The following is a 24,751-nucleotide window of genomic DNA, read 5'->3' on the forward strand; positions in this document are numbered from 1 at the left end:
TCCAGAGTCATGCAGATCAGCGCTAGCCCCGGCCCGTGCGGCAAGTGACTACACTAATTTTGCTGGCCCAACTTATGCAAACCCAGTCAACTTTCCGAGGAGAGCCGCAGTTGTCGAACCAACGTAACACTACTGGCCGTCGTCCACGCATCACGGGTATCGACGCCGCCCGCGCCATCGCCATCATCGGCATGGCCTACGCACACCTCGGCCCCATATTCTTCTCCAGCGACATTGACACTGTGGCTTCCCTACTGACCACCGGCTTCGCCTCCGCGCTCTTCGCCGTGCTCGCCGGGGTTTCCGTCTCCATCATGAGCCAGCGCGGCGTCGAAAAGGGTGGCGTGGAACTCGCCCAAAGCCGCCAACAACTCATGCTGCGCGGCACCATCCTCATCGGCATTGGCCTGGTGCTTTCCATCGCGCAATACAACATCGCTGTGGTGCTCTCCGCCGTCGGCGCACTCTTCCTGGTGCTTCCCCTGGTGGCGCGCTGGTCTAACCGGGCACTTTGGGCGCTTCTTGTTGAGCTTTTGGTGCTCGGGCCGTTTGTGATCGTCGCCTCCGACACTTTTAACACCTACGTTGACATCATTTCCGGCAGCTACCCGCTCACCGCCTGGTTCACCTACGGCGTCGCCGGAATGCTCGTCCACCGCTACCTCATCCACTCGCACATGCTGCAATGGATAAGTCTTGTTGCGGGTGTGGTACTCGCTGTTATTGGGGTCAACGCCCGCAGCTGGATCAGCGACCAGCTCCCCGCCCCCGAAGACCCGAAAATGTACGACCAGCTCACCACCGATCCAACCCCCGCCGCCGGGGTGGCTGGTGGCGGTCCAGGTGGAGCGATGAATTCCAACCCCGATATCCAGAGCACCTGGTGGTACACCTACCTCGGGCCGGAGCCGCACATGGGCGGGCTTATCGACGTCGCGACATCCATCGCCGTCTCCGTCGCGGTCATTGCCCTCTGCCTGCTGATCACCGCTCTTCCTTTAGGGCGCACAATCCTCTATCCCCTCCGTGCCATGGGATCCATGTCACTGACTGTCTATGTTGCACACGTACTCACCGCCGCCATGATCCTGACAAACGACAACAACAACCCCGCCTGGTCCAGCAGCGAACAACCCGCAACACACCCGCTGGCGCTCGGGGTGACCATCGTTGTCGCCATAGTGTGCGCCATGATCTGGAAACAATTCTTCCGGCGCGGACCCCTTGAGTGGGTCATGCATGTATTGACGGTGAAAGGGGCGCGGGTTGATATGGAGGGCGTAGAGCGCACACGTTGATCCAGTGCCATTCAAGGGTTGAAACATCCAAAATTTGACAATATCAGAGCTCCACTGCTTAACAATATTGAATTGCGAAAAGCGCGCATCATTATTTGAAATATTCAAACTAGAAGACGGTACCACCATTATAAAACGCTCCCATCATTCGCTATTTTGTTCAACAAAATAGCGGCGCGCGGCATGAAGCGTAGACTTGATACATGAGTGCCTTAACGCGTCTTCTCTCCCCCGAATCCATCGTCCTTGATGCTTCCGCTGCTGATTGGCGCGACGCCATCCAGCAGGCCGGATCACTCCTGGAAAGCGCAGGTCACTGCACACCCGACTACACGCAATCGATGATTGATACGGTCGCCCACAACGGCCCCTACATTGTTCTCACGCCGGGTTTGGCACTCGCCCACGCCCGGCCCTCCGCCGCCGTTCAGTCCACTGGTTTGTCGTTTCTGCGCCTGTCGACGCCCATTTCATTTGGCCACCCCAAAAACGATCCGGTCAGCATTGTCATAGCTCTCGCGGCGGCTGACAAAACCCAACACCTTGACGCCCTGAGTTCTCTATCCACGGTTCTTGCCAATTCAACAAGAAGAGCTGGCTTGGATAAGGCAGCAACGGTTGAAGAGGTGCTGGAGTTACTGGACGTCGATAAGCAGCATCGTTCAGAACCGCAGGCTCGAAACAAAATACTCACGGTGTGCGGCAACGGCTTGGGAACGTCATTGTTTTTGAAAAACACCCTCGAATCCGTGTTGGAAGCCTGGGGCTGGGGTTCCTACATCACCGTTGAGGCCACGGACACCATTTCTGCAAAGGGAAAAGCCAAAGAGGCCGACTGCATTCTCACCTCTGGCGAAATTGCTCGCACACTTGGCGACGTCGGAATCCCTGTGCGCGTCATTGACAATTTCACCTCGCAACGAGAGATCGACACCGCGCTCCGCGAACTCTACGACATTTAGGACACGCCATGCTTGCCATCAATTTTCTTGTCAATGAAATACTCGCAGTCCCCGCATTCCTCATCGGCATAATAACCGCGGTGGGACTGAGTGCACTACGCAAACCCGTCGGCACCGTCATCGGCGGCGCGCTGAAAACCACACTCGGTTTTCTCCTGATCAGCGCTGGTGCCACGCTGGTCACCGCCTCGCTCGAACCGCTCGGGACCATGATCACTGGGGCAACCGGGGCGCACGGTGTGGTGCCCACCAACGAAGCCATCGTCGGTATTGCCCAACAGCACTACGGCTCCCAGGTTGCGTGGCTCATGATCGCAGGCTTTGCCGTCAGCCTCCTTCTGGCCCGCATCACACCCCTGCACTATGTATTCCTCACCGGACACCACGTGCTGTTCATGGCCACCCTGCTCACCATTGTGCTCGCAACCGCCGGGTACAGCGGCTGGGTGGTGATCGCTTTTGGGGCGGTGCTGCTCGGCATCCTCATGGTGTCCCTCCCCGCGCTCGCGCAACCCTGGACTAGGAGCGTCACTGGCGACAACAGCATTGCCATCGGGCACTTCGGCACCGTCGGGTACATCGCGGCGGGGGCCGTCGGCAAAGCCGTTGGTAACCGGCGCGGGCATGAAAGCCCCTCCACCGAAAAACTCACCCTCCCCGAAGGACTCCGATTCCTCCGCGACTCCATGGTGGCCACCGCGCTATCCATGGCGCTCATGTACGTCATTTTGGCCATCATTGTGCTCTTGCGGGCTGGACGTGCCGAAGCCTACAGTGCCTTTGAAGACGGGGCCACCAGCGTAGGCAACTACATCATGCAGGCCGTCACCCAAGGACTCCAATTCGGTGTAGCCGTTGCCGTGATCCTCTTCGGTGTACGCACCATTCTTGGCGAACTCGTGCCTGCATTCCAAGGCATCGCCGCCAAAATCGTGCCCGGCGCCATCCCCGCACTCGACTGCCCCATCGTGTTCCCCTACGCCCAAAACGCCGTGCTCATCGGTTTCATCGCCTCCTTCGCAGGCGGACTCGTAGGCTTGGCGGTGCTCTCCACCTGGCTCAACCCGGCCTTCGGAGTGGCGCTTATCCTGCCGGGACTCGTACCGCACTTCTTCACTGGTGGCGCTGCGGGTGTCTACGGAAACGCCACCGGCGGGAGGCTCGGCGCTGCATTCGGCGCCTTTGTCAACGGGCTGATCATCACCTTCCTGCCTGCATTCCTTCTCGGCGTGCTCGGGGCATTTGGATCAGAAAACACGACCTTCGGCGACGCAGACTTCGGCTGGTTCGGCATTCTTATTGGGTCCGCCGCCGGACTGCCGTCCGCTCTGGGCTTGGTGCTTATTGCGGCTAGCGGCGCGGTGATCCTCGGTCTGGCGATCGTGGTGCAGAAGAAGCTCGTTGATGGGGGTTGGGATCCGGCACCGGGACGCGGGGTTGGCGGCACAGGCGATGGTGACACTGCCGAGAGTGCTGGCAATGCCGAGGGCGAGGTTGTTGGGCGCTCCTATCCCAAGATCACTCCCCCAGTCGGTGCGCCCACTCCACCTGCGCACATCGACTTTGATTAGAGAACGGTGCACTGCAAGGTGTGCTTATGTTCAAGCACGACAATGGGGTGTTTTTCGGCCTGGAGATAAGCACACTTTCACTCCTGTCAGGTAGGTCCACTGCTAGGTACGCAAACACCCTGTTTTCGGCCCCAGCGGTGGACCTATTTCTACGCAAACGTTTGCACTAACGGCGTTCAAGACGTAGCGGCGACCGCAGCGATCCATCACCCCTCCACCCCCTCACCCCCGATATTGATCTGATGAAAAAATATTAATCTGAAAAATAATTAATGTGCGACATCCGGCAATCACATTAAAATGGGAACGTTGTATAAACGTCGACACACCTACTGATCGATTCAGATACCAGCTAAATAGCGCCTTTGAGGCACAAACGGAAAATCAGGACTATCTAAGACCGCAGAGCGCTGCAAATGCGATGAACGTGATGCGCACAGACCGGACAGACGCCCTACATAGCCGCTGCACATCCGCCACTACACACCACATATCAGCTCAAATACCAAGCTTGGGCGATATTTCCACCTCACACTAAGCCTCCCCTACCTTCACCCCCAACACATCCCCCAAACACTCAACCCCACAGCCCCAAAACCTTACATAAACCTTAAAAGTTGACATGCCAGCAGTAAACTTTCGCCTAAGAATTTTAAGCTGTATTAAGGCTTAAGTTTCGGTAAAAATGAATATTGGATACCACCCCCTTTCATGATCTATATTTCATCTTTATGAGAGCAATCGTTGATCATCCAGAGCTGGCGATTTTTGGTGTAGAAACCGAACCGCCTGCGCGAACGTTGGTTGACATTCTTAGCGCAACCATGGATGCGCATCCCGAGGAGGTCGCCATTGAAAGTGCGACCGCTACAATCACATATTCCCAGTTAAGGGGCCTCTTGGATGAGCAGGCCGCCCGGCTGCACGCGAAGGGAATCGGCCCCGGCGATCGCGTGGGTATCCGTGTCCCCTCAGGCACCACTGATTTGTATGTGGCTATCCTCTCCACACTGTGGGCCGGTGCCGCCTACGTCCCCGTGGACTGGGATGACCCCGATTCCCGCGCAGACACCGTGTGGGAAGAGGCCAGCGTTGCGGCTGTCTACGGCAAGGATCTCGCGATCGTCGATAAGCATGGTGGCGGAAACCCAGACCATCACGTGCCCACCCTGGACGATGACGCCTGGGTGATTTTCACCTCCGGTTCGACGGGCAAGCCGAAGGGTGTGGCGGTGCAACATCGTGCAGCGGCGGCGCTGGTGGATGCGGAAGCCCGCATGTACCTAACGGATAATCCGCTGGGTCCCGGTGACCGCGTGATGGCGGGCCTGTCGGTAGCATTCGACGCCTCGTGTGAGGAAATGTGGCTGGCCTGGCGGTACGGCGCGACCCTGGTGACGGTGCCTCGCGATGTCGTGCGTTCCGGCGAAGACCTGGGTGAATGGATCGTTTCACAAGGCATCACCGCCGTGTCCACGGTGCCCACCCTCGCCTCCTTGTGGCCCGCCGATGCTCTTGAGGCTGTGCGTCTGCTCATTTTCGGCGGCGAAGCCTGCCCCGCCCCGCTCATCCAGCGCCTGTCCCGCCCCGGCCGCGAGCTGTGGAACACCTACGGCCCCACGGAAGCCACCGTCATTTCCACTGGTGCGCTGATGATTCCCGACGTCCCGGTGCGCATCGGCCGCCCCGTACCCGGGTGGGCCTGCGCCGTGGTGGATTCCGAGAATCAGCCAGTCAAGTGGGGCGAAACCGGCGAACTCATCGTCGCGGGCGTGGGCCTGGGCCGCTACCTCGACCCAGTGAAAGACGCCGAATGCTACACCGAGTTCCCTGCCTTGGGCTGGGAGCGCGGCTACCGCACCGGCGACCTAGTACGCGCCGAGCAGGAGGGCCTGATTTTCGCGGGCCGCGCCGACGACCAGATTAAATTCGCTGGTCGCCGCATGGAACTAGGCGAGATCGACGAGCACCTGACCAACCTCCCCAACGTGAATGTTGGCGCCGCCGCGCTGCATAAAACCGAGGCGGGTTCACCGGTGCTGGTGGGCTATTTGTCCGCCAAGCAGGGCGCCACCATCGACATGGCAGAGATCAGGAGAATTCTGCTCAAGCGCCTGCCCGGCGGCATTGTGCCGCTGCTGCATGTGGTGGACGAGATGCCGATGAAAACCTCCGGCAAGGTGGACCGCAAGGCCCTGCCGTGGCCGCTTCCCAGCGCCGGGGACGACGCCTTTGCGGGCATTGATCCCTCGCTGCATTGGCTGGCGGAGCGCTGGCACGAGCAACTTGGCCCAGTGCCGCTGGATGATCACAGCGACTTCTTTGACTTGGGCGGCAGTTCCGTGGCCATTGCCAAGCTGGTGGTGGCGCTGCGGGAAGCCTACCCCAACGCCGAAATCGCGGAGCTGTATAACCACCGCAGCCTGCGGGACATGGGCCAGTACCTAGAGAGCCTGGACGTCAGCACCGAGGAGCGCCCACTTGCCCGCCCGATCCCCTGGTATTCGGGCTTTGTGCAGGCCGCGTTTGTGTGCTTCCTGCACCTGATCAACGGCTTGCGCTACGTAGTTGGCTCAATCATTGTGGTGTGGGTGCTGGCCGCGATTTTCAACGCGGGCTGGGTTCCCCAGCCGCCGGTGCTGCCACTGATTGTCGGCTGGCTGTTGCTGTTCTCTATTCCCGGTCGCATGCTGCAAACCGCCATTGGCGTGCGCCTTCTGTGCTTCCGCATCAAACCCGGCGAGTACCTGCGTGGCGGGCTGACTCACCTGCGCATTTGGGCCGCCGAGCGGCTGCTCATCTACGAGAACCTAGATATTATTTTGGGCAGCCCGGCAGCCGTGGTGATGAACCGCCTGCTGGGCAACCGCGTGGGACGGCACTGTCACCTGCATCAACAGCCCTGCGTCACGGGCCTGGTGAGCATTGGCGATAACGTTTCCATCGAGCACGAAGCCGATGTGAGCGGGCACTGGCTTGACGGCGACACCCTGCACGTGGGCACCATCGACTTGGAGGATGGGGTGCGCATCGGCACCCGCACGCTGGTCTCCCCGAACAGCAAGGTCGGGGCGGATTCGGAAATCCTGCCCGGCTCGCACGTGACCGGTAGCATCCCCAGCGGACAGTTTTGGGGCGGCTCCCCCATTTTCTACTGGGGCAAATCCGGCGAAACCTGGCCCAGCGAAACCCCCGAAGAAGTCGAAGAGTTGGAGCGTTGGGGCAGCCTGCGGTCGTGGGGAGCCTACTCACTGGGCATGTTCCTGGTGGAATTCCTGCCCATCCTGGCGGTCTTTCCCGGCGGCCTACTGGTGTTCCAGCATGTGCGCACCCTCCAGCGCTATGAGGAAGTGTTCCCCATCTTGGCGCTCTACGTGCCGATTTTCACGCTGCTGACGGTAGCCAGCTGGCTGGGCTTGGTCATCCTGTGCGTGCGCACCGTCGCACCGCTGATCGCCCTGGGGTACTTCCCTAGTTCCAGTTCCACGGGCTGGGCGGTGTGGCTAACCCACACGCTGCTGCAGCGCACCCTGAAATCCGCGTATTTTCTTTATGCATCCTGCTACACGCCCATGTTCCTGCGGGCACTGGGCGCCACGGTGGGCAAGAACACGGAAATCTCCACGGTGGAGACCATTCCGCACTTGACCTGCATCGAGGACGGCAGCTTCCTCGCCGACCACGCCCTGGTCAACTGCGCGCGCTCCCGCGGCGGCTGGATTCACATTGGCAGCGCCGTGATTGGCGAGCGCAGCTTCGTGGGCAACTCCGCCATCGTCGGCCCGGACCGCGACATCCCGAGCGAATCCCTGATCGCCGTGCTCTCGTCCACGCCGTACCAGCCGGAATCGGGGACGTGTTGGCTGGGACGCAAAGCCACCGCCATCCCCCGCGTGACCGTCGCCTCCGATCAGGAGAAAACCTACAATCCGCCACAGCGCCTGAAAATCGCGCGCGCCCTTGTGGAAGCCTGCCGTGTGATCCCGCTGTTCATCGCGGCGTGGCTGGACCTAGCCATCGTCTACGCAGGCACCTTGGCCTACATGTCCGCCGGGGGCATTTCTAATCACAGGCACGGCCTGATATTGGCGCTGCTGTGGTCCGGCCCCATCGTTATCGCGGCCGCCACCGCCGCCTCGATCATCCCGATTATCGCGAAATGGCTGCTCGTTGGCTCGTTTAAGCACACGCAGGTGCCGCTGTTTAGCACCCTGGTGTGGCGCAGCGAACTTGCCGACACCTTCGCTGAAATGCTCGCCGTGCCCAGCATGATCCGCATGAGCCTCGGCTCCCCGCTGTACAACGTGTGGGCGCGCCTGATGGGTACCAAGATCGGAAAGTCCGTGTGGTGCGAAACCTGGTGGCTGCCGGAATTCGACCTGATCAGCATCGACGCCCGCTCCACTGTCAACCGCGGCACCGTGCTGCAAACCCACCTCTTCCATGACCGCGTGATGGCCATGGAACCCGTACAGCTCGGCTCCGGCGCGACCCTCGGCCCGAACAGCTTCATGCTGCCCGGCTCCAGCATTGGCGAGCGATCCACAGTGGGCCCCGGCTCCCTGGTGCTTCGCGACGAGCAGTTGCCACCCAACTCCCAGTGGGCAGGAAACCCTGTTCGGCACGTGGACAAGATCATCCGCAGCACCAACGCCCAGCTCACCATCACCCACCACTAGCGTTCGAGAGGGCATATGCCTAGCAACAGCTTCGATCCCATTCCCCTGCGATCTACAACTGAGGGACAGGTGCCTGAAGGGCATTTGCCCCCAGGCACGCGCCCCAGCCCTGGGCGTCGCCCCAGCCGTGAGGCGTGGCTCGGCAAGCGCAAGCAGGCGGTGGAGGCGCGTGACGACGCCGCGGTAGAGGAGACGTCGCAAAGCACATCCATGCCGAGCGGACCCGACCACCCGGTGATCCGGCACTTCCGGCACCGCGTGGAGCGCTTCACCAACGACGGCCGCGCCACCGGGCGTCTCACGGGTATCGACGCCGCGCGCGGCCTAGCCATGGTCGGCATGGTGGCGATCCACACCTTGCCGGAGCTGAACGAAAAAACCGGCCGCCCCACTATGAACTGGAACCTCTTCTCCGGGCACGCCTCCGCCCTCTTCGCCGTGCTCGCCGGGGTGACCATCTCACTGCTCAGCGGCGGCAACAACCCCCACACAGGCGACAGAATGCAGCAAACCCGGATCATGCTGGGGACCCGTGCCCTCGTCCTACTGCTGTTCGGGCTGACCCTGAACTTCATGGACTTCTCCGCACACAACATTCTGCTGTACTACGGACTGTACTTCCTGTTGGTCATCCCCTTCACCACCATGACCTCCGGGCAGCTGTTCGTCATGGGCGGATTCTGCGCCATCTTCGGGCCACTAGCCATCCAAGCCACGCGGCTTGTCACCGTAATCGATCCCAGTCCCAACCCCTCCCTCGAGCAAGCCATCAGCGACCCCATCGGTACCGTCCTGGCGCTCTTTGCCCTGGGAACCTACCCGGCGTTTACCTGGCTGACCTTCATCTTCATCGGCATGGGCATTGGCAGGCTACAGCTCACCCGCGAAAAAACCCAGACCAAGCTGGTGTTTTACGGACTCACCATCGCTCTAACAAGCTCCATCGCCTCCCAAATGCTGCTCTACCAGTTCGGCGGGCTGGAAGCCATCCAGCGGGCCAACGCCAGCATGAGCGGCGACAACATCCAATCCATCATCGACTTCGGCGGCGGCAACGATCAGCTTGAAACAACCATGTGGTGGTTGGTCATCCCCACCCCACACTCCAACACCACCTTCTCCGTCCTGATCAGCGGCGGCATCGCCATCGCATTGATTGGAGTGTTCCTGATGCTGGGCAAACAAAAAGTCGTGCCGCTCGCACTGCTCGCCGACATCGGCTCCATGACCCTCACCCTGTTCACTCTCCACCTCACCTTCCTCAGCATCGTGGACGTGGACGCCAAGCCCGTGCTGTGGTTCGTCACCCAAATCGGCGTGGCCATCAGCATCGCCGCCATCTGGAAACGCATCTGGAAACGCGGCCCCCTCGAATACATTGTCACCACCGTCTGCGGAAACACCGCACGCATACTCCAGCCCAAAGTCGCATCACTCCTGCGGCGTGGTGGAGCAAGCGGAGACGAGGCGCAGCGTGAGGGCCTAGACGGCGCGGAATCGGAGTCGGACGCGGACCTGGAGGACTCCGAAGAACTGATTCCTTCCATCGAATCGGTCTTCCTGCCCGCCCTCCACGACGTGAACACCACCATGCAGTACAAACAAGGCAAAAACATTAACCGCGCAAGCCATGTCCGACTTTTCGGGCAGCCCGTCCACACGACGCATCACAAGAAGAAGTGAAGGGTGAGCATATGCGCTATAGTGATGGCTGGTTCTGTCACACCTAAAGCGCACGAAAGGAGGCACAGGCGCAATGGCTGCTCGAAAACGCAGGAGGAAGCGCAATCAGGACTGGGATCCCAGCTTGTTTGCCATGAGCCCAGAACGGCTTGAAGAACATCTCAAGCTCAGGACCAGGGCACGAAGAATCCCAGACAAGAAGAAGCAAGCAAACAAAATGGCCTGTCGCCGCTCGGCGTCAGGCCATTGGCCGTTTATGGGGCTTGTGACACACCACTCCTTTTTCGCAGGGCATAAGTGGCATTAAATCTGCGAACATACCTAAGACCTGCCGGAAGCATGGGATGATTTATTGTCAGCAAACATGCGTAAATTGTTAGTTTCTATTGACAATTGTTGACCCTCCCCCAAATGAGTGCCAGTTTGGTATTAGTGCCCCGACCCTAGTAGTAAACTAACTAAGATGTAATCCTCTTGAATAAAGGAACCCAATTAGGAGGCGTGATGACGCACCGTGAAGACCCCACTGGCGACGAACTCGTCGGCAGCAACATTGCTGCTGTGGAGCAGGTGGACGGGCTGACCGCGAGCAGCGGACCGTCTGGCGACAGTGCGAGCCGCCAGCAAGCGCACCCCGCCCCCAGCCCCTACAAGCGCAGCACCATACCCGAAGTGATGATTCTGGGGCTTGCCGGCATTGCGTTTGTGGTTGCCCTGTTCATTCTGCTGTGGTCGGGGTTCAACGATGCCATTGGCTCGCAAGCTGGGCTTTTGGTGGGTTCTTTTGTTCTGACCTCCGGTTTCCTTGTCATGTCATGGGCGTTGTATCGACGCGCGCTCAGCGAGCAGGACACGGCTGTGACGCTGGATCGGGAGCGCCGCCAGGAAACAGCCGCGCTGGATCGCCTCAACCGGGAGGAAGCCGCCAAGCAAGCACAACTTGAGCGCGACGAACAATCCCGCCAGGCGGGCGAGCACATTCTGTTGGCCAGCGAACAGGATCGGAAATTGCATGCCTCTGCGCGGCGCACTGAATTGTCCACTCGACTGAATGCCACATTGCCGCGTTTGTGTAGTGAAGACTCCACAATGCAGGCCGCAGCCATCACCGAATTGCTTTTCCAAATTGATGATTGGTCGGCGCTTATCAACACCGAAATTGACGCCGAATTTGCCCCCGAGAAACGCCACATTCTTTCCGAAGAAGGGCGCAGACGCCGCCAGGAATTGTTTAATCTTGCCTTTAATAATGAGATTAACAATAACGAAGTGTTGAAAACACGATGCGATGGTCTTGTCCAGCGCCTGCATAAGGATTCCAACCTCCGCACCCTCGACGACCTGGACAAAACCCGCCTCGCCCTGGGCATTCAGCTCATCGCGCAGCGCGGAAACAATGGCGGCGTAGTGAGCACCCAGGCACAATTTGAAAACGTGAAATTCCCGACCGGGCTGCGCCTTTCCGGCAACTTGAGCGGCCTAAACTTCCGGGGCGCGGAACTCCCCAAAGCCAACCTACAAGGGGCGGACTTGCGCGGATGCGACCTGCGCGACACAAACCTGCAAGGTGCTGACCTGCGCAAAACCAGCTTGCTCGGGGCAGACCTCATGTCCGCCCACCTGGAAAACTCCAACCTGCGCGGCTCTGACTTGCAGAAAGCCAACCTGCACAAGGCGGTACTCCGCAACGCCGACCTGCGCGACACCGATCTCGAAGGTGCTTACCTTGTTGGCGCGGACCTGCAGGGCGCTAACCTGCAGAAAGCCAACCTGCGGCTGGCCAACCTTCAGGAATCCCACCTGCAACAGACACACCTCCAGCAGGCCAACCTGCAGCAAGCCGACCTGAAAAACACCTCCCTGGCTTCCGCGAAAATGGACAGCGCGAATTTCCAGGAATCCCGCTTGCAAAACTCCGACCTACAACAAAGCGACCTGCGCAATGCGAATCTCCAAGGCGCGGACATGAAGAATGTGGATTTGCAGTGGGCGAAACTCCAGGGTGCCAACCTCCACAAAGCCAACCTCTGCGAAGCCAAGGCGCTCAACTCCGAATTCAACGAACACACCAATTACGACAGCGCAATGTACAACATGTCCACAATATTCCCCGAAGGGTTAAGCCCCATCACCACGCGCATGGTGTTCATTGACGAAGACGGCCGCCCCACCGAAATCCGCGAGGCCGAACTGGCTTAGCTGCTCGGGGAGCGTGAGATAGGTCCACTACCAGGTACAAAATTGGGGTGTTTCCGTACCTGGTAGTGGACCTACTTTTATGCCAACGCCGTCCTCAAACCCCGCCCGGCCAGGCCACACCTAACTCGCCACGATATTGTCGCCGTTGCGGCAAATGCGGGACGCGCCGGTTGAGCGTACTTCGTCGTTGGAAGCCTGCGCGCAGGACCAGCCATCGTCAAAGGTGATGTGCCGCGAAGCACCCTGCCCTTGAGACTCAGCGACGGTGCCGTATTGTTCCATCAATCCGATGGCTTCTTGGCAGGGAGTGGACTTGGTTGCCATCACGTTCTGCCCGTTGTGGGTCACTCCGCACGCCACGAAATCAGCAGCGCTGGGCTGGTGCCGCGCGGATGTGGTGGGGGTTGCGGTGCTGGTTTGGGTGGTCGTCGTGGTTACAGGCGTTTGCACGGTTCCCTTGGTGGTGATGGTGCGCGCAACACCGGTGATGGTGAAGGAATTGTTGCCAGAACCGCAGTTCAAGGTCGATGAGCGCAGTTCACATGTCACCGATCCCAGGAACACCTTCTGGTTATCGCGCAACGGCACCAGGCGGTCCGGTTGTGCGTGGTCAAACATGCCGTAGGTGAGTCCGCTTGTCGACGCCGTGATTGCATCCGGCGATGCGCTGTAGGTTGAGGTTTGCACCTTGGGAACACCGGATTCTGGGGTTCCTTGGCAGGTAACCTGCTGGTCGTTGAACACACACATGCCTTGCGCGCCGGTGGAGTAGGAAAACACATAGCCGTCGGCGGTTCGGAATTTTTCCGCGTCCTGCACAATGGCTTTTCCGCTGGCGGGGGTCGCGGTGACAACTTTTGTCGAAGTAACCACAGGGCTTGCTGTCAGCGTGGGTGCCGCGTCACGCGAACCGCAGCCTGCCAGGGTACCCGTCAGAATCACAGCCGCACACGCAGCAGCGCACCCAACCCACTTCATGCCTTGTACTACCTTTCCTGACACCATCTCCTACTTGAGAGAATCTTAATTGCTACATAGCCCAATGTAAGATTTTGTGTCATGTAGCACCCCTGTTTTTCACCCCACCCCACAGCCACGCATCTGCGGGTAGCAGTGGCGTAATCGAACATCTATATGATAGACAGGATGAGGAACGCGCGGAGATCAGAACAAGAGATGTGGGGACAACAATGACGCAACGCAGGTCACCGGGCATGCAGCTAATCTCCCTTGACGCTGACAGCACCTACGAGCAACCCATGGGCTTGGGGGAATCCCGTTGGGGCACGGTGGCGGTGCATGTGAAAACAGCGGACCACTCGGGACAGCGCGGAGCCAGTGGTGCGCAGCTAATGCTGGCGCACGAGTTCATTGCGACGCGACTAGCTGGAGCTTTGGGCCTGCCGGTGGTGTCCGGCGAGGTGGTCACCCTCCCCGACCGCAATGGAACAGCCTGGGCATCCTTGCAGGTAGACGCCATCGAGCCGACGTTTCCACCCACTAATCCCGCCGAGCTAGCCAGCATTTTTCCCGAGGTCACGGCCGGGATTGAGGTGTTTGACCTGTGGCTAGGCAACACCACCCGCACCGAACACAACATCCTCTTCTCCCCCGATGTCGGCGCCTGGGTGGTGGGGCATGAGGGCTGCTTCGCCGACCTTGACGGCGAAACACCAGCTGAGGAGCCTTCCGGTTTTCTTCCGCCGCCTGATCCACGCTGCCCACACGTGAAAAAATGGTGCGCACGCGTCCAGTTTTTCCCAAGCGACACTATCGAACACATTATGCAGACCGCGTTTTCGCTACGACTACTTAACGCGCAGACGCGAAACGCCTACAAAAAATATCTTCTTAACCGGCGCGACAGGATTCAGGAACTGGTCAACACCGCCTCCCCTTATGGCGAGGTCGAGGCCAACCAACCCACCCTCAACTTTGTGGGTGCCGACGAATGAGAACCTGGTACCTCATACAATTTACCCCCGACCTCACGGCGCGCGAATCCCGAAACGTCGGCGTTGTGGTGCACGACGATGCCGACAACTGGGCCGTACGCATGCTCTTTGTTGACAAAACCGGTGCCGTAGACCCCGCGCTCTTCCGCCCACTTGGCGGCAGCCTCACCGCCGAGGAATACGCAGGGTGGGTGGGCTACTACAGACGCGCGATCATGGAAGGCCGCTGGGAACAGGCCGTCACCCTGCATCTTCGCCGCAAAGTGAGCTTCCACGTGCTCAAAGGCGGCACCCTCCTCGGCCCTGAACAGTCCGTCACCGCCGACGCCCGTTCACTTTTCGACGCCGTGGTGGCCAAGAAACTGCGTGAACCCGCCGCCGGTGGGCTGGCACAAGTGCGAGCGTTAACAATGCAGCTGCTCGACGAGTGTGGGGTTAGTTATATGGACAATGTTGTATTGCCTGCGCGGTGGGGTGACGACTACTCAGACAGCGTGAGTTTTGCGTTTGGCGTTGGTAACACTGTGGTTGAACCCCTGGCTCTTGGCGGGCAGCGCGGCGGGCTACTCGCCCGAGAATTCTATGCGCGGGCAAGCGCAGTTCGCTCTGCCAGCGACGATGATGCCCCTCATTTCGTAGCAACGTATTCCGGACGGGGGCTCTCAGCGTCGGGGAAAAAGCAACTTCTGCGGCCTGTGATGGCAGCGGCCACAGCGGTGGATGTTGACTCCGATGACGCTGGCGAGGCGCTGCGCAAGGCGATATCGGCTGGATAGTCTGGGCCGTCGATGTAAAAAAAGGGGGGTACTCCACCTTTGATTACACGATGAGACATCTTATTTCCGGAGCATATACTTTTAATTCGCAGGACTGCAATACAAGGCCGCACACCAAAACAGAAATACCGCTATTTCCCACTTACCCCTGAGCTAGATAGACGGCCCCTCATGCTTTCGAGATAACCAACAAACTCCCCACAGAGCTCCGCCTATTTCTTCAAAATATAATCATAGACGCAGGTAAAACACCGAAAGTTACACTCTGCGATGCGATTCACCATAACACCCAGGCGATGCCCAGAAACATGAATAAGTTACACCAAAAACAGGTTTTGTATAAAACGTCTCATTCATTGGAAATAATTACCATATTGGCTCATCACGCAGTATATTTTTTACACATAAATTCCAATAGTGCATGGTGGAGGAACGTTCATGCAATACCACCGAAAAACACTAAGCATCCTTGCTGCCGTAGCGCTTCTGATCGCCGGGGCAACGCAGCTATCCGGCTGCATCTCCGTCCCTTCACGCGAGAGCACTACGGTTGACCAGACATCCCCCACTTCTTCAACGAGTTCAACGTCAGCATCAGCATCGGCGTCCGGCACAAGCAGCGCCGCCAACGGCCCTCTCGACGCTGTGACTTGGAGCTTTCCTACAAACGAATCCGGGTGGCAGATTGACTTCATCGACCAGGAGGGCCGAAATCAGCTGGTCAAGCCCAACGGATGTATGTACAGCACTATGCAGAACCTTTTTTCCGGCCAAGAAGACATTTCCGACAAGACCGAAACCGACTACCAGGTGGAACAGAGCATCAATGGCTTCAAACGACAGATGCGCACCGCTGAGGGCAAAGCAACCCCGTCAACCGACGTGAAAACCTACGAAGGCAAACCCGTTGACATGATGCGTGTGGACATCGACTACACCGGGCAAGACGGCGGAACCTATCGCTCAACTGCGTGGCTGCGCGTCTTCGCACACGAACCCACACCCGTTTTCACCGTAGTCAATTACGCCTGCCCTGCATCGGCCTACTCAGAAGCAGAAATGCGTGACCTATTGAGCCAAACAACACTCGCTAACGTCACACAACCCACCATGAAATAGCAGTTCAGCGAGGAAATTTTAGAGATTTTTCTTCCCAGGGAACCTCCGCCGTTGTACGCCAGTCAAAGTACAGTGAGCGGCTGAATGTACGCGCAGCCGCTCACCATCACGCACTTGGTTTTCGACGCACGGAGAATCACATGGATCTCGACTACAGCATTGGAGCAACATCCTCAATAGGGGCCAGAATGGGAGCCCTCGCAGGCGCCACAGGAAGCACATCAACTGCGGTATCGCGATGTCTTTTCAATGGCGCTTATACTGCAGCTCCCGGTTTGAGTCAGCTCGCCGCTAACCACGCAAGCGTGTTACTCAGCGGTGCTGGCTCAGCCAAGGCCGTGTTGGATTCCTACCAGCAGCAAGTGGACTGGCTACAAAGCTCTCTTCGCGCCAACGTTAGCGCCATTTCCGGCCAAGACGACTGCATGGCGCATGCAATGGAGCGTAATAATGCCTCGCCAGTCCAACAATGCACAGTTGATCCGGCTACTTTCCCCATGCGGCCCGAAGAACACTACGACAATTTCATGTTCACCCCGCCCCTTGTTAACGGTATCGCGCCCTTAAAACCAGTACTCGCAGCATTCGAAGCAACAAATACCGCAATGGTTGATAACGCGGCTGCACAATGGAACAATGCCGCCGACGCCATCGACAAAATTGCTGGTGAACTTGATGGCCTGGCAAAAGAAATCGTTGATGTGAACACGGGCGTGCCGTTTGACGCGGCGTCGGCACGCATTGCCGAAACAGCGCAAACCGGACACAATTTTGCCGCTAACGCCCGAACCATGGCTGCGTCCGTGTCCAAACTCAACGAGATCAAAGATTGGGCGGTGGCCGCACTGCAAAGAATCGACAAAACAGTAAGCACGGTCCCCGACACGCTTGCCCGCAGCACTTTGGAAGCAGAGTTCATGGCAAAGTTCATGAACATGGACCTGCCAGCGGCGATACAACAAGGGGTCCCGCCCATCACCAACCTCATGCAGACACCTCCTCCCCCACCCTCACAAGAAACCACCGCCAACGTCGGCATGACGCAAACCGCCACTGCGGGGCTGCCTCTCGACGGCGCGAACGTCGCCGGTTTCCTTTCCAACGCAGGCACAGCTGTCAACGCGGTAAAAAATGTTGTGGATGGCGTGAACGCTATCGCCGGTGGTGCTGGACCCAACGGAATCGGCGGGGTGGGCGCACTAGGCGGCTTGGGCAACGCGCATACCCTCATGGAAGCGGGACGCCACATGCTCAACCCAGGCAATCTCGCAGCCACAACCGCTGGGCTTGGCACCGCAACGCTCGGCGGCACTAATCCCGCTCTGCCGGGACTCGGCGGGGCGTCGACAGGCATGGGAGCAAGCGGACTCGGCGCGATGGCGCTGGGTGCAGGTGGTTTTGGTGGTGGCCGTGGTGGCTTTGGCGGAGCGCCCGGCGTTGGGAACGTTATTGGCGGGAATATGAGTCCACGATCCGTTGGATCGGTTGCTTCCGCACTGGGCGACAAAGGCGCATATCCTGCGGGAGCAATGACCGGAATGGGTGGTGCATACGGTGCCAACAATCGGCGCGGAGGACGGTCAGGAACTCGCGCTTTCCGCACATCCACGGGCATCAGCGGCGCTGGTGGCGGATTCGACGTGTCTGGACCGGGCGGTTTTGGCGGTTCCGGCGTAGGCGTTGGTGCTGGCGGAGCCAATGGTGGGGCGATGCCACGCGGCGGATTCGGAGCTGGTGGTTCTATGGCTGGCGCTGGTAGCGCGGGCGGGGCTGGTAGCTCGGCTACATCTGCGACTCGTGGCGGGGCACCCATGATGGGCGGCATGCCGATGGCCGGAGGCGGTGCACGCGGCAACAAGAAAGCAAAGGCCGTGACCAGCACAGTTGAGGCCGAAGGCAACGTTGCCGACCTTCTCGGCACGCCACGGCGCATCGTGCCCGGTGTGATTGGTGATTGGGTGCGGGGGTAGGGCCCCTATTTGGCTGTTAAAAAGCTCGTTGAGTCTTTAACAGCCAAACAACTACATTCGACAAGCGGAAGCTATTTTAAGATAACTTCTGCTTGTGTCGTATTCGGGTAATTTTTGACTTCAGCTTCCGTTGTTCACGCTTATCTTGCGCACGAAGTTGAAGTACAATAATGAACAGATTCAAAGACGGAAACAGAAGAAGAGAAGCCAAAGCACCAACACTCAAAACTGCAGACCAACCTGCTTCAGGATACACAGTCCTCAACGTAGATCCAATATAACTCAACAAAACCAGTCCAACTACCCCACCCAATGATGCACTTTTAGGAGCCAATAACATCTTCTCCCTCTCCTTATCCGAAAAAGATCTCGATAGATATTCACCCGCCAATCCAAACAGAGAAGACAAAAGAAGCAAGGACGCCGCAAACAACCTAAGCCAAATCCATAGCCTATTTTGGTCCGTATACACAACGCCCCTACTCTCAAAAGCCACAAACGCAATACACAAAAACACAACCATTGAAGCCACAAGAAGGCCCAAATATACCTTCATTGAAAAACGGCCCCAAGTAAACCTCTTACCTGCGAAAGTTTTAAACACCACAAACTCCTTTCAAATAATAGATATCTCTTTTCAGAATTTCAGCACTACCACCTTAATCACATCACCCCATCTTTCACTGCATACCAACCAAGACAAGCCAACAGTAAGTCACTGACCAGACATGAAAAATATTCTATCGAACCCGTATGCCAAAGTAGCCTAGACAGATAGACTAATATCCGCATAGCGCTATGCCTGAACTCACCTGCACGAATGTCTCTTATTTCCCAAGCATTCATATTGAAATTAATACGCCCTAATCGAATATCTATTCCCCAACCCGACTATCAACCTAGTCGCAGTAGCCCCCCCCCAACCACTGACCAACTTGGCATACTCACCAGCTTTAATAGCATCCTGCAAATTTTAATTCAGGAAGCGCGCAACATCCACATAGAAAACGACTAACTGAACCTCACTCTTTTACCCTAAGGACAGGCCGTCACACCAATCCCAGCCGCACAAAACTTTCGCTACAACTGTCAAACCAACATCGCCCCCATAGAAGTTGCTCACCAAAATATCGTTTTCAGACCAATTTTCCGACCATTTGGTGAGCAACTTCTATGAGTTCTATGCATGAGTTCTATGCACACCCGCCCCTCCATACTGGGGCACCCCCACTTTGCAGATTTTGGCCGAGTATTATTTCTGCTATATCTTCATCATTGATGCCCCTTTGAACATTCATCAAGGTAGCACTATTCAACATCTTTACCTTCCCACTCCCACAACAAACCCAAACCCGCCCCAAAGGAGATCCCATCCAGTGACGCACAATCGTCGTCGTACGGTGATCGCAGCAGCGCTCACTTCGCTATTCACTGCCTTGGCCAGCGTTTTCACTGCCCCGCTGGCACATGCAGCATTAACTCCCCCGTGGCTGGGTTCGGCAGACAGCGCGTTTCAGGGCTTGGTGCAGTCGGTAGCCAATTCGCCGGGGTCAAGTGGCCAGCGGCTGAGTGATTTTCTGGGATCAGCACAGAACGCGGGTCTGGCTGATTTCAGACCTACTGGCCCGCTGACCAGCAGCGACGGCAATTATCCGATTCCCACTAACCCAAATATCAAGGAAACAAAGCTGGTCAAAGTCACGGATGACCCGTGGCAGAGAGTGCAGCGCTGGACTGTGGATTCCCCATCGATGCAGCGCCCGGTGGAGGTGCAGATCATGCTGCCAAAGGATCGAAAAGCACCCGCACCCATGCTTTACCTTTTCGATGGGATCAGCGGCACGGAAACATCGGGCTGGTTGAAATGGGGCGGCTTGGAGAAGGTCTTCGCGGAAGAAAACGTCACCATAGTAATGCCCACGGGTGCGAGCGCTTCTCTCTATTCGGATTGGGTACGTGATGACCCGGCGCTGGGCCGCTACAAGTGGGAAACATTTGTCACAAAGGAGCTGGCCCCGCTGTTGGAAAGGCCGGAGCATGGCCTGAATTTCAATGGTAAACGCGGTGTGGCTGGTCTTTCCATGGGAGCTATTGGGGCTGTTCACATGGCGAATGCGCACTCTGAACTGTTCAATGCGGTGATGGGACTATCCGGCTGTTATTCCACCATGGATCCTATCGGTCGTCAGATTGCCAAGGTAATGGTGGAATCGCGAGGTGGAAACGTGGAAAACATGTGGGGACCGTATGGTTCGGACATGTGGCGGTATCACGACGTCGTTACGCATCCAGAAGGATTGCGCAACATGCGGGTGTACCTGTTCACGGCGGATGGGACGGTGACCCAGGTGGAGCTGGATTATCAGAAGACCAGGCCGTTTTACGAGCTTGCGGCGGGTGCGGTGCTGGAGCAGGGCACGCACCAGTGCACGGTGGCGCTTGATCAGGCGATGCGGAAGGCGGGTATGACGCATCAGACGGTGGAGTACAAGCACGGTGGGGTGCACAGCTGGGATTTGTTTGATCGGCAGTTGCCCACGGCGTGGCAGGCGATCAAGCCGTCGTTGATGTAACAACCACCTTGCCAACCTCCATACGCTCATCTACTATCGGAACAGACCGATTTGTCTACCTGTTTGTCTAGTTAAGGATTGTTATGTCGGATCACGAGCTTTGGAACATCGCCTCCCACCTGCGCACAAACTTCCGCTATGTGGATCTCACCCACGCATTTTTCCCTGGACAACCGAAGTTCAGCATGCTTGAGGACCAAGTGACGACTCGCCTGTTCACCGTGGACGAGCAGGGCTTCACGGTGGATCGATACGAAATTGTTGGGCAGTGGGGCACGCACGTGGATCCGCCAATCCACTTTGTCAATGACGCCCGCACTCTCGACGAGCTGCCCGTCGACGAGATGATTCTGCCACTCGCGGTGCTTGACCTGCACAAAGAGGCCGAGGAGTTCCATAACCTGGCCGTCACCGTGGACCACATCAAGGCGTGGGAGGAGCGCAACGGCCGCATCCCCGACGGCGCTTTTGTGGCGCTGCGCACGGACTGGTCGAAACGCTGGGAGACCGACGACCTGTACGGCATCGACGCGGAAGGCAAGCGCAACTGCCCCGGCTGGTCGCTGGAGGCGCTGAAATTCCTGCGCAACGAGCGCGGCGTGGTAGCCATCGGGCACGAAACCACCGACACGGACCCCGGGGCGTCGATAGATGCGGGCAATTTCGGCTGCGAGCTGTACTGGCTGCAGGAGGATCGCTGGCAGATTGAGCTGCTGAACAACCTCTCCGAGGTTCCGGAAACCGGTGCGCTGATCGTGGCGTCGTGGCCGAAGCCGAAAGGCGGCACCGGCTTCCCCGCCCGCGTGTTCGCCATCGTCCCCAACAACGCTGAATAGAGGATAATCATGACGCAACCCGATCCAATCCTGCCGGTCCTCGCCGACGATGAGCTTTCGGAACGCGCGGCGGCCGTGTTCGATGACATCCGCGCCACCCGCAACACCGACTTTGTCAACAACATCTGGCGCGTGCTGGCCAACGACCCCAACCTGCTGGAACAGACCTGGTCAGAGGTGAAAAACACCCTCACCGAGGACAGCGAACTGGACGTTTTGACCAAGCAGCTCATCTACATCGCCGTCTCCGTGGCGCAGAACTGCAACTACTGCATCCGCTCCCACACCGCCGCCGCCCGCGCGCTCGGGCTTACCGACGCCCAGCTCGCCGAACTCCACACCGTGATCGGCCTGGCCGCGAAAACAAACCGCCTGGCCCAGGGCCTGCAAGTGCCCATCGACGAGGCTTTTCTGTAAAGGAACACTCATGGATTTAGGACTCAACGGCCGCACCGCAGTGGTCACCGGCGGCAGCAAAGGACTCGGCTTCGCCACCGTTCAGGCACTTATCGACGCCGGGGCACGCGTTGCCTTCTGTGCCCGCAACGCCGCAGAAATTAAGGAAGCCGAGGAGGCGCTTGGAAGTGGGGCGCGGGGTTACGTTGTGGACGTGACCGACGCTGAGCAGGTAGAACACTTTATTTCCGAGGCTGCCGCGGACTTTGGTGGCATTGATGTGCTGGTGAACAACGCAGGTGGTGCGCACCCCGGAACCGGGGAAACCATCACCGACGACGCGTTCCAAGCCGACTTCAACATCAAAGTCCTCTCCTGGCAGCGCACCATCAAGGCCGCGCTCCCCCACCTGCGCAAGAGTGACCAAGCGCGCGTGATCAACATCGGATCCGTGTACGCGCACTCCCCCTCCCCCGCGTTCTTCTCCACCTCCGTGCACCGCGCCGCCGGAGTGAACCTGACCAAAGCGTGGGCAGTGGAACTCGCGCCAGACAATATCCTGGTCAACGGCGTAAACATCGGCGTTATTGAAACCCCGCAATGGGCCAACATTCGCGACAAACGCGCGCCCGGTGCCACCATGGAAGAGTTCTTCCAGGCCACCGTTGATGCGGACATTCCGCTCGGGCGCATCGGCCAGCCGCAGGAACTCGCCGATGTTGTGGCCTTCCTGGCCAGCGCCCGCTCCTCCTACGTCACCGGCACCATCATTGATGTTGCTGGCGGGATGGGGGTTTAGGGGTTGGCCGCTGGGGTGTAGCGCGTGTAGTTCCGGGCTGATGCCGTAGTGTTCGCTCATCAAACTGTCGTTTTTAGGCTCCAAAAACGACAGTTTGATGAGCATCTTCTATGGGCGCTTGTCTAACCCCACCGTCAGATCATGGTGGAGATCCCAGCAAGAAAATCCCTACACTGGAAAGGCATCCCAGACCATCGTATGGAGGTTTACCTTGCACACCCGCATTCGACGTATCGGCCAGCGCACAGTCATCTACGCTTCACTCCGCCAAGAGCTCATGAAGCAAATGTTTGATGAGAAAGTTGGGACTGACGACTCAGTAAATTACGATGTTGACCTTGGCATACAGCGTTTCGCCATGGTGTCAAACACTGGTGAAGTCACCGCAAAAGCACACCTATTGGCGTCAATCGCGGCACAACCACCAACAATTTTGTGGGCCTACGCAGAGCTACTGGCCAGCCACGGTGCCGCAGTAGAACGCGCACAGAAAGTACGAGATTACGGTCTCGCGCATAACGAAGACGAACTCAGCAGTGAAGAGGTCGCCTACACGTTCCCCGCCGGTGCTGACCAAGGAGATGTGATTGCTAACGTCGCCCACGACATTGGCTCATTAGCGTTGACGGTTTTCGGCACCGACTATTACTACTACAGTGCCCCTATTGGTGGTGGGTCGCGCATGGTGCTTTTGCTTGAAAATCTCTCCGAGCCTGTGCCCCCGATCACGCTCAATGAGCTCTACGCCAGGCTGCCACGCTACCTTCAGCAGGTCGACGACATCCCGTGGTCACTGGAAGGTTTCGTAGAACTCATGCCCGGTTGGAGCCTGGAGCTCAACAACGACGCCGACGCACACCATGCCCGCATCACAGACGACGCCGGCAGAAGCATCCGCGTTACCTACCAGCTTGATCAATACGATCGGCTCACGAGGCTCGAAATGGGACTCGACGACTAGATCTGGCGGCGGGGCGGGGAATATAAACTTATTTTCCCGCCCCTCACTCCTCTGAAAGTATCTCTTCAACAAACCAAATTAAATCTTCAATTAACCATTCAGGTATCAATTCTAAATAATAAAGCAACGCTACCATGGCAGTAAATACTAAGACCTTGGAGGCGAAATTGATCTTCTCCAAACATATAATAGCTTTACTAAGTTTCCCAGGTTCTATCCCAGGTCTTTGCACAGCTGATGGACGAATCACCACATCGTCCATCCCCATACACTCGCTAATAAACATTTCCTTAAAATTTTTTCCAGGACGATCCCACGACAGGGACAGCAGCCAGCGAGGACTATCCGCCACTTTCGAAAGAAGAGGAACACGTTCTAACAATTCATGACGACAAACCGCATATGGAGGACATTCCGTTGATCCCAGCGATATGAAACGTTTATCCCCCCATGTCTCTCGAGCATATCGACCACCACCAAATTTCTTTATTAGAGCCGAGCGCTTTTTTGAATCATTCATTGCGCGGCGTTGTTTATTTTCATCACCCCACCACCAGCATAAGCGCAGTTTACCATCGCGAGTTGTCACACTGAGAGCCGCTTTACCCCCATCATCACAAGAACGTAATCTATAGAATAGCCATCGCTTACAGTCGATCACCATAACCACAACGCTAGATACTTCATAGATTTGCTTATTATAAATCACCTTTGCGCCATAGTTCAGAATATCAGGGAGAAACTTTACGCCGTAAGGAACACGGTATAACTCATCATCCGAAGAAAGTTGCAAGGACCTGAGCTGCAACCGTTTCGTTCCATAAATACATAGGACAACTATCACCATCAAGCATGGAATCGCATAGTTCAATACAGACAACACCATATCAAAGCCCCAATACTACAACAAAAAAACGTAGATGACACTAAAAAGGAAGTGCATTTTCGGAATAACTACACATGACATATGCAAC

General features: G+C 57.6%; 18 protein-coding genes. 15 read left to right on the forward strand and 3 right to left on the reverse strand.

Annotation, left to right across the window (positions count from 1 at the left end; all coding sequences use genetic code 11):
* The first annotated feature begins 110 nt into the window (after positions 1 to 110).
* The 6 genes from CDUR_RS09770 (at position 111) to CDUR_RS09800 (ending at position 12,392) form a co-directional block, all read left to right on the forward strand.
* Positions 111 to 1,298 (forward strand): DUF418 domain-containing protein, encoded by a 1,188-nt coding sequence (locus CDUR_RS09770; RefSeq protein ID WP_179418061.1) that lies wholly within the window; start codon positions 111 to 113, stop codon positions 1,296 to 1,298.
* Between the two features lie 203 nt (positions 1,299 to 1,501).
* Positions 1,502 to 2,260: a PTS sugar transporter subunit IIAB gene (locus CDUR_RS09775; RefSeq protein ID WP_179418062.1), complete on the forward strand. Its 759-nt coding sequence runs from the start codon at positions 1,502 to 1,504 to the stop codon at positions 2,258 to 2,260.
* A gap of 8 nt (positions 2,261 to 2,268) precedes the next feature.
* Positions 2,269 to 3,831: a PTS ascorbate transporter subunit IIC gene (gene ulaA / locus CDUR_RS09780; protein ID WP_179418063.1), complete on the forward strand. Its 1,563-nt coding sequence runs from the start codon at positions 2,269 to 2,271 to the stop codon at positions 3,829 to 3,831.
* 731 nt (positions 3,832 to 4,562) lie between these two features.
* Entirely contained in the window at positions 4,563 to 8,510 is a 3,948-nt protein-coding gene (locus CDUR_RS09785; RefSeq protein ID WP_179418064.1) for a Pls/PosA family non-ribosomal peptide synthetase, read from the forward strand.
* A gap of 15 nt (positions 8,511 to 8,525) precedes the next feature.
* A complete protein-coding gene (locus CDUR_RS09790; protein WP_179418065.1) occupies positions 8,526 to 10,193 on the forward strand; it encodes a heparan-alpha-glucosaminide N-acetyltransferase domain-containing protein in 1,668 nt (555 codons plus the stop codon).
* Between the two features lie 504 nt (positions 10,194 to 10,697).
* Positions 10,698 to 12,392: a pentapeptide repeat-containing protein gene (locus CDUR_RS09800; RefSeq protein WP_179418066.1), complete on the forward strand. Its 1,695-nt coding sequence runs from the start codon at positions 10,698 to 10,700 to the stop codon at positions 12,390 to 12,392.
* A 120-nt stretch (positions 12,393 to 12,512) separates the two neighbouring features.
* Here CDUR_RS09800 and CDUR_RS09805 read toward each other — a convergent pair whose 3' ends face one another.
* Entirely contained in the window at positions 12,513 to 13,370 is an 858-nt protein-coding gene (locus CDUR_RS09805; RefSeq protein ID WP_179418067.1) for a hypothetical protein, read from the reverse strand.
* Between the two features lie 236 nt (positions 13,371 to 13,606).
* Here CDUR_RS09805 and CDUR_RS09810 point away from each other — a divergent pair, with 236 nt between their 5' ends.
* The 4 genes from CDUR_RS09810 to CDUR_RS09825 all read left to right on the forward strand — a co-directional run bounded on the left by CDUR_RS09810 (position 13,607) and on the right by CDUR_RS09825 (position 18,212).
* Positions 13,607 to 14,347, forward strand: coding sequence for a hypothetical protein (locus CDUR_RS09810; RefSeq protein WP_179418068.1), 741 nt, complete (start codon positions 13,607 to 13,609; stop codon positions 14,345 to 14,347).
* A complete protein-coding gene (locus tag CDUR_RS09815; protein WP_179418069.1) occupies positions 14,344 to 15,123 on the forward strand; it encodes a hypothetical protein in 780 nt (259 codons plus the stop codon). The genes CDUR_RS09810 and CDUR_RS09815 overlap by 4 nt, the downstream gene beginning before the upstream one ends.
* A gap of 438 nt (positions 15,124 to 15,561) precedes the next feature.
* Positions 15,562 to 16,242, forward strand: a complete 681-nt coding sequence (locus CDUR_RS09820; protein ID WP_179418070.1) for a hypothetical protein — start codon at positions 15,562 to 15,564, stop codon at positions 16,240 to 16,242.
* A gap of 188 nt (positions 16,243 to 16,430) precedes the next feature.
* Positions 16,431 to 18,212, forward strand: a complete 1,782-nt coding sequence (locus tag CDUR_RS09825; RefSeq protein WP_179418071.1) for a hypothetical protein — start codon at positions 16,431 to 16,433, stop codon at positions 18,210 to 18,212.
* A gap of 76 nt (positions 18,213 to 18,288) precedes the next feature.
* Here the strand turns inward: CDUR_RS09825 and CDUR_RS09830 are convergent, their stop codons facing one another.
* Positions 18,289 to 18,816: a hypothetical protein gene (locus tag CDUR_RS09830; protein ID WP_179418072.1), complete on the reverse strand. Its 528-nt coding sequence runs from the start codon at positions 18,814 to 18,816 to the stop codon at positions 18,289 to 18,291.
* A 796-nt stretch (positions 18,817 to 19,612) separates the two neighbouring features.
* Between CDUR_RS09830 and CDUR_RS09835 the strand changes: the two genes are divergently transcribed.
* The 5 genes from CDUR_RS09835 (at position 19,613) to CDUR_RS09855 (ending at position 23,777) form a co-directional block, all read left to right on the forward strand.
* On the forward strand, positions 19,613 to 20,785 hold the full coding sequence (locus tag CDUR_RS09835) for an alpha/beta hydrolase (protein ID WP_179419105.1): 1,173 nt from the start codon (positions 19,613 to 19,615) through the stop codon (positions 20,783 to 20,785).
* An 83-nt stretch (positions 20,786 to 20,868) separates the two neighbouring features.
* The gene (locus tag CDUR_RS09840; protein ID WP_179418073.1) at positions 20,869 to 21,621 is read left to right on the forward strand and encodes a cyclase family protein; all 753 of its coding nucleotides are present in this window, start codon (positions 20,869 to 20,871) and stop codon (positions 21,619 to 21,621) included.
* A gap of 9 nt (positions 21,622 to 21,630) precedes the next feature.
* Positions 21,631 to 22,038: a carboxymuconolactone decarboxylase family protein gene (locus CDUR_RS09845; protein WP_179418074.1), complete on the forward strand. Its 408-nt coding sequence runs from the start codon at positions 21,631 to 21,633 to the stop codon at positions 22,036 to 22,038.
* A gap of 10 nt (positions 22,039 to 22,048) precedes the next feature.
* Complete coding sequence (locus CDUR_RS09850) at positions 22,049 to 22,816, forward strand: SDR family NAD(P)-dependent oxidoreductase (protein WP_179418075.1); 768 nt, start codon at positions 22,049 to 22,051, stop codon at positions 22,814 to 22,816.
* Between the two features lie 211 nt (positions 22,817 to 23,027).
* Positions 23,028 to 23,777, forward strand: a complete 750-nt coding sequence (locus CDUR_RS09855) for a DUF6882 domain-containing protein (RefSeq protein ID WP_179418076.1) — start codon at positions 23,028 to 23,030, stop codon at positions 23,775 to 23,777.
* A gap of 43 nt (positions 23,778 to 23,820) precedes the next feature.
* Here CDUR_RS09855 and CDUR_RS09860 read toward each other — a convergent pair whose 3' ends face one another.
* The gene (locus tag CDUR_RS09860) at positions 23,821 to 24,663 is read right to left on the reverse strand and encodes a hypothetical protein (protein WP_290207437.1); all 843 of its coding nucleotides are present in this window, start codon (positions 24,661 to 24,663) and stop codon (positions 23,821 to 23,823) included.
* Positions 24,664 to 24,751: the final 88 nt, after the last annotated feature.

Origin of the sequence: Corynebacterium durum, assembly GCF_030408675.1 — a bacterium.
In the GTDB taxonomy this organism is placed as follows: Bacteria; Actinomycetota; Actinomycetes; order Mycobacteriales; family Mycobacteriaceae; genus Corynebacterium; species Corynebacterium durum.

What these genes read in the sequence shown, in the direction of transcription:
- CDUR_RS09775 (WP_179418062.1), top strand. Translation starts at nt 1,502, where the DNA reads ATGAGTGCCTTAACGCGTCTTCTCTCCCCCGAATCCATCGTCCTTGAT.
- ulaA (WP_179418063.1), top strand. Translation starts at nt 2,269, where the DNA reads ATGCTTGCCATCAATTTTCTTGTCAATGAAATACTCGCAGTCCCCGCA.
- CDUR_RS09785 (WP_179418064.1), top strand. Translation starts at nt 4,563, where the DNA reads ATGAGAGCAATCGTTGATCATCCAGAGCTGGCGATTTTTGGTGTAGAA.
- CDUR_RS09790 (WP_179418065.1), top strand. Translation starts at nt 8,526, where the DNA reads ATGCCTAGCAACAGCTTCGATCCCATTCCCCTGCGATCTACAACTGAG.
- CDUR_RS09800 (WP_179418066.1), top strand. Translation starts at nt 10,698, where the DNA reads ATGACGCACCGTGAAGACCCCACTGGCGACGAACTCGTCGGCAGCAAC.
- CDUR_RS09805 (WP_179418067.1), bottom strand. Translation starts at nt 13,370, where the DNA reads ATGAAGTGGGTTGGGTGCGCTGCTGCGTGTGCGGCTGTGATTCTGACG.
- CDUR_RS09810 (WP_179418068.1), top strand. Translation starts at nt 13,607, where the DNA reads ATGCAGCTAATCTCCCTTGACGCTGACAGCACCTACGAGCAACCCATG.
- CDUR_RS09815 (WP_179418069.1), top strand. Translation starts at nt 14,344, where the DNA reads ATGAGAACCTGGTACCTCATACAATTTACCCCCGACCTCACGGCGCGC.
- CDUR_RS09820 (WP_179418070.1), top strand. Translation starts at nt 15,562, where the DNA reads ATGCAATACCACCGAAAAACACTAAGCATCCTTGCTGCCGTAGCGCTT.
- CDUR_RS09825 (WP_179418071.1), top strand. Translation starts at nt 16,431, where the DNA reads ATGGGAGCCCTCGCAGGCGCCACAGGAAGCACATCAACTGCGGTATCG.
- CDUR_RS09840 (WP_179418073.1), top strand. Translation starts at nt 20,869, where the DNA reads ATGTCGGATCACGAGCTTTGGAACATCGCCTCCCACCTGCGCACAAAC.
- CDUR_RS09845 (WP_179418074.1), top strand. Translation starts at nt 21,631, where the DNA reads ATGACGCAACCCGATCCAATCCTGCCGGTCCTCGCCGACGATGAGCTT.
- CDUR_RS09850 (WP_179418075.1), top strand. Translation starts at nt 22,049, where the DNA reads ATGGATTTAGGACTCAACGGCCGCACCGCAGTGGTCACCGGCGGCAGC.
- CDUR_RS09860 (WP_290207437.1), bottom strand. Translation starts at nt 24,663, where the DNA reads ATGGTGTTGTCTGTATTGAACTATGCGATTCCATGCTTGATGGTGATA.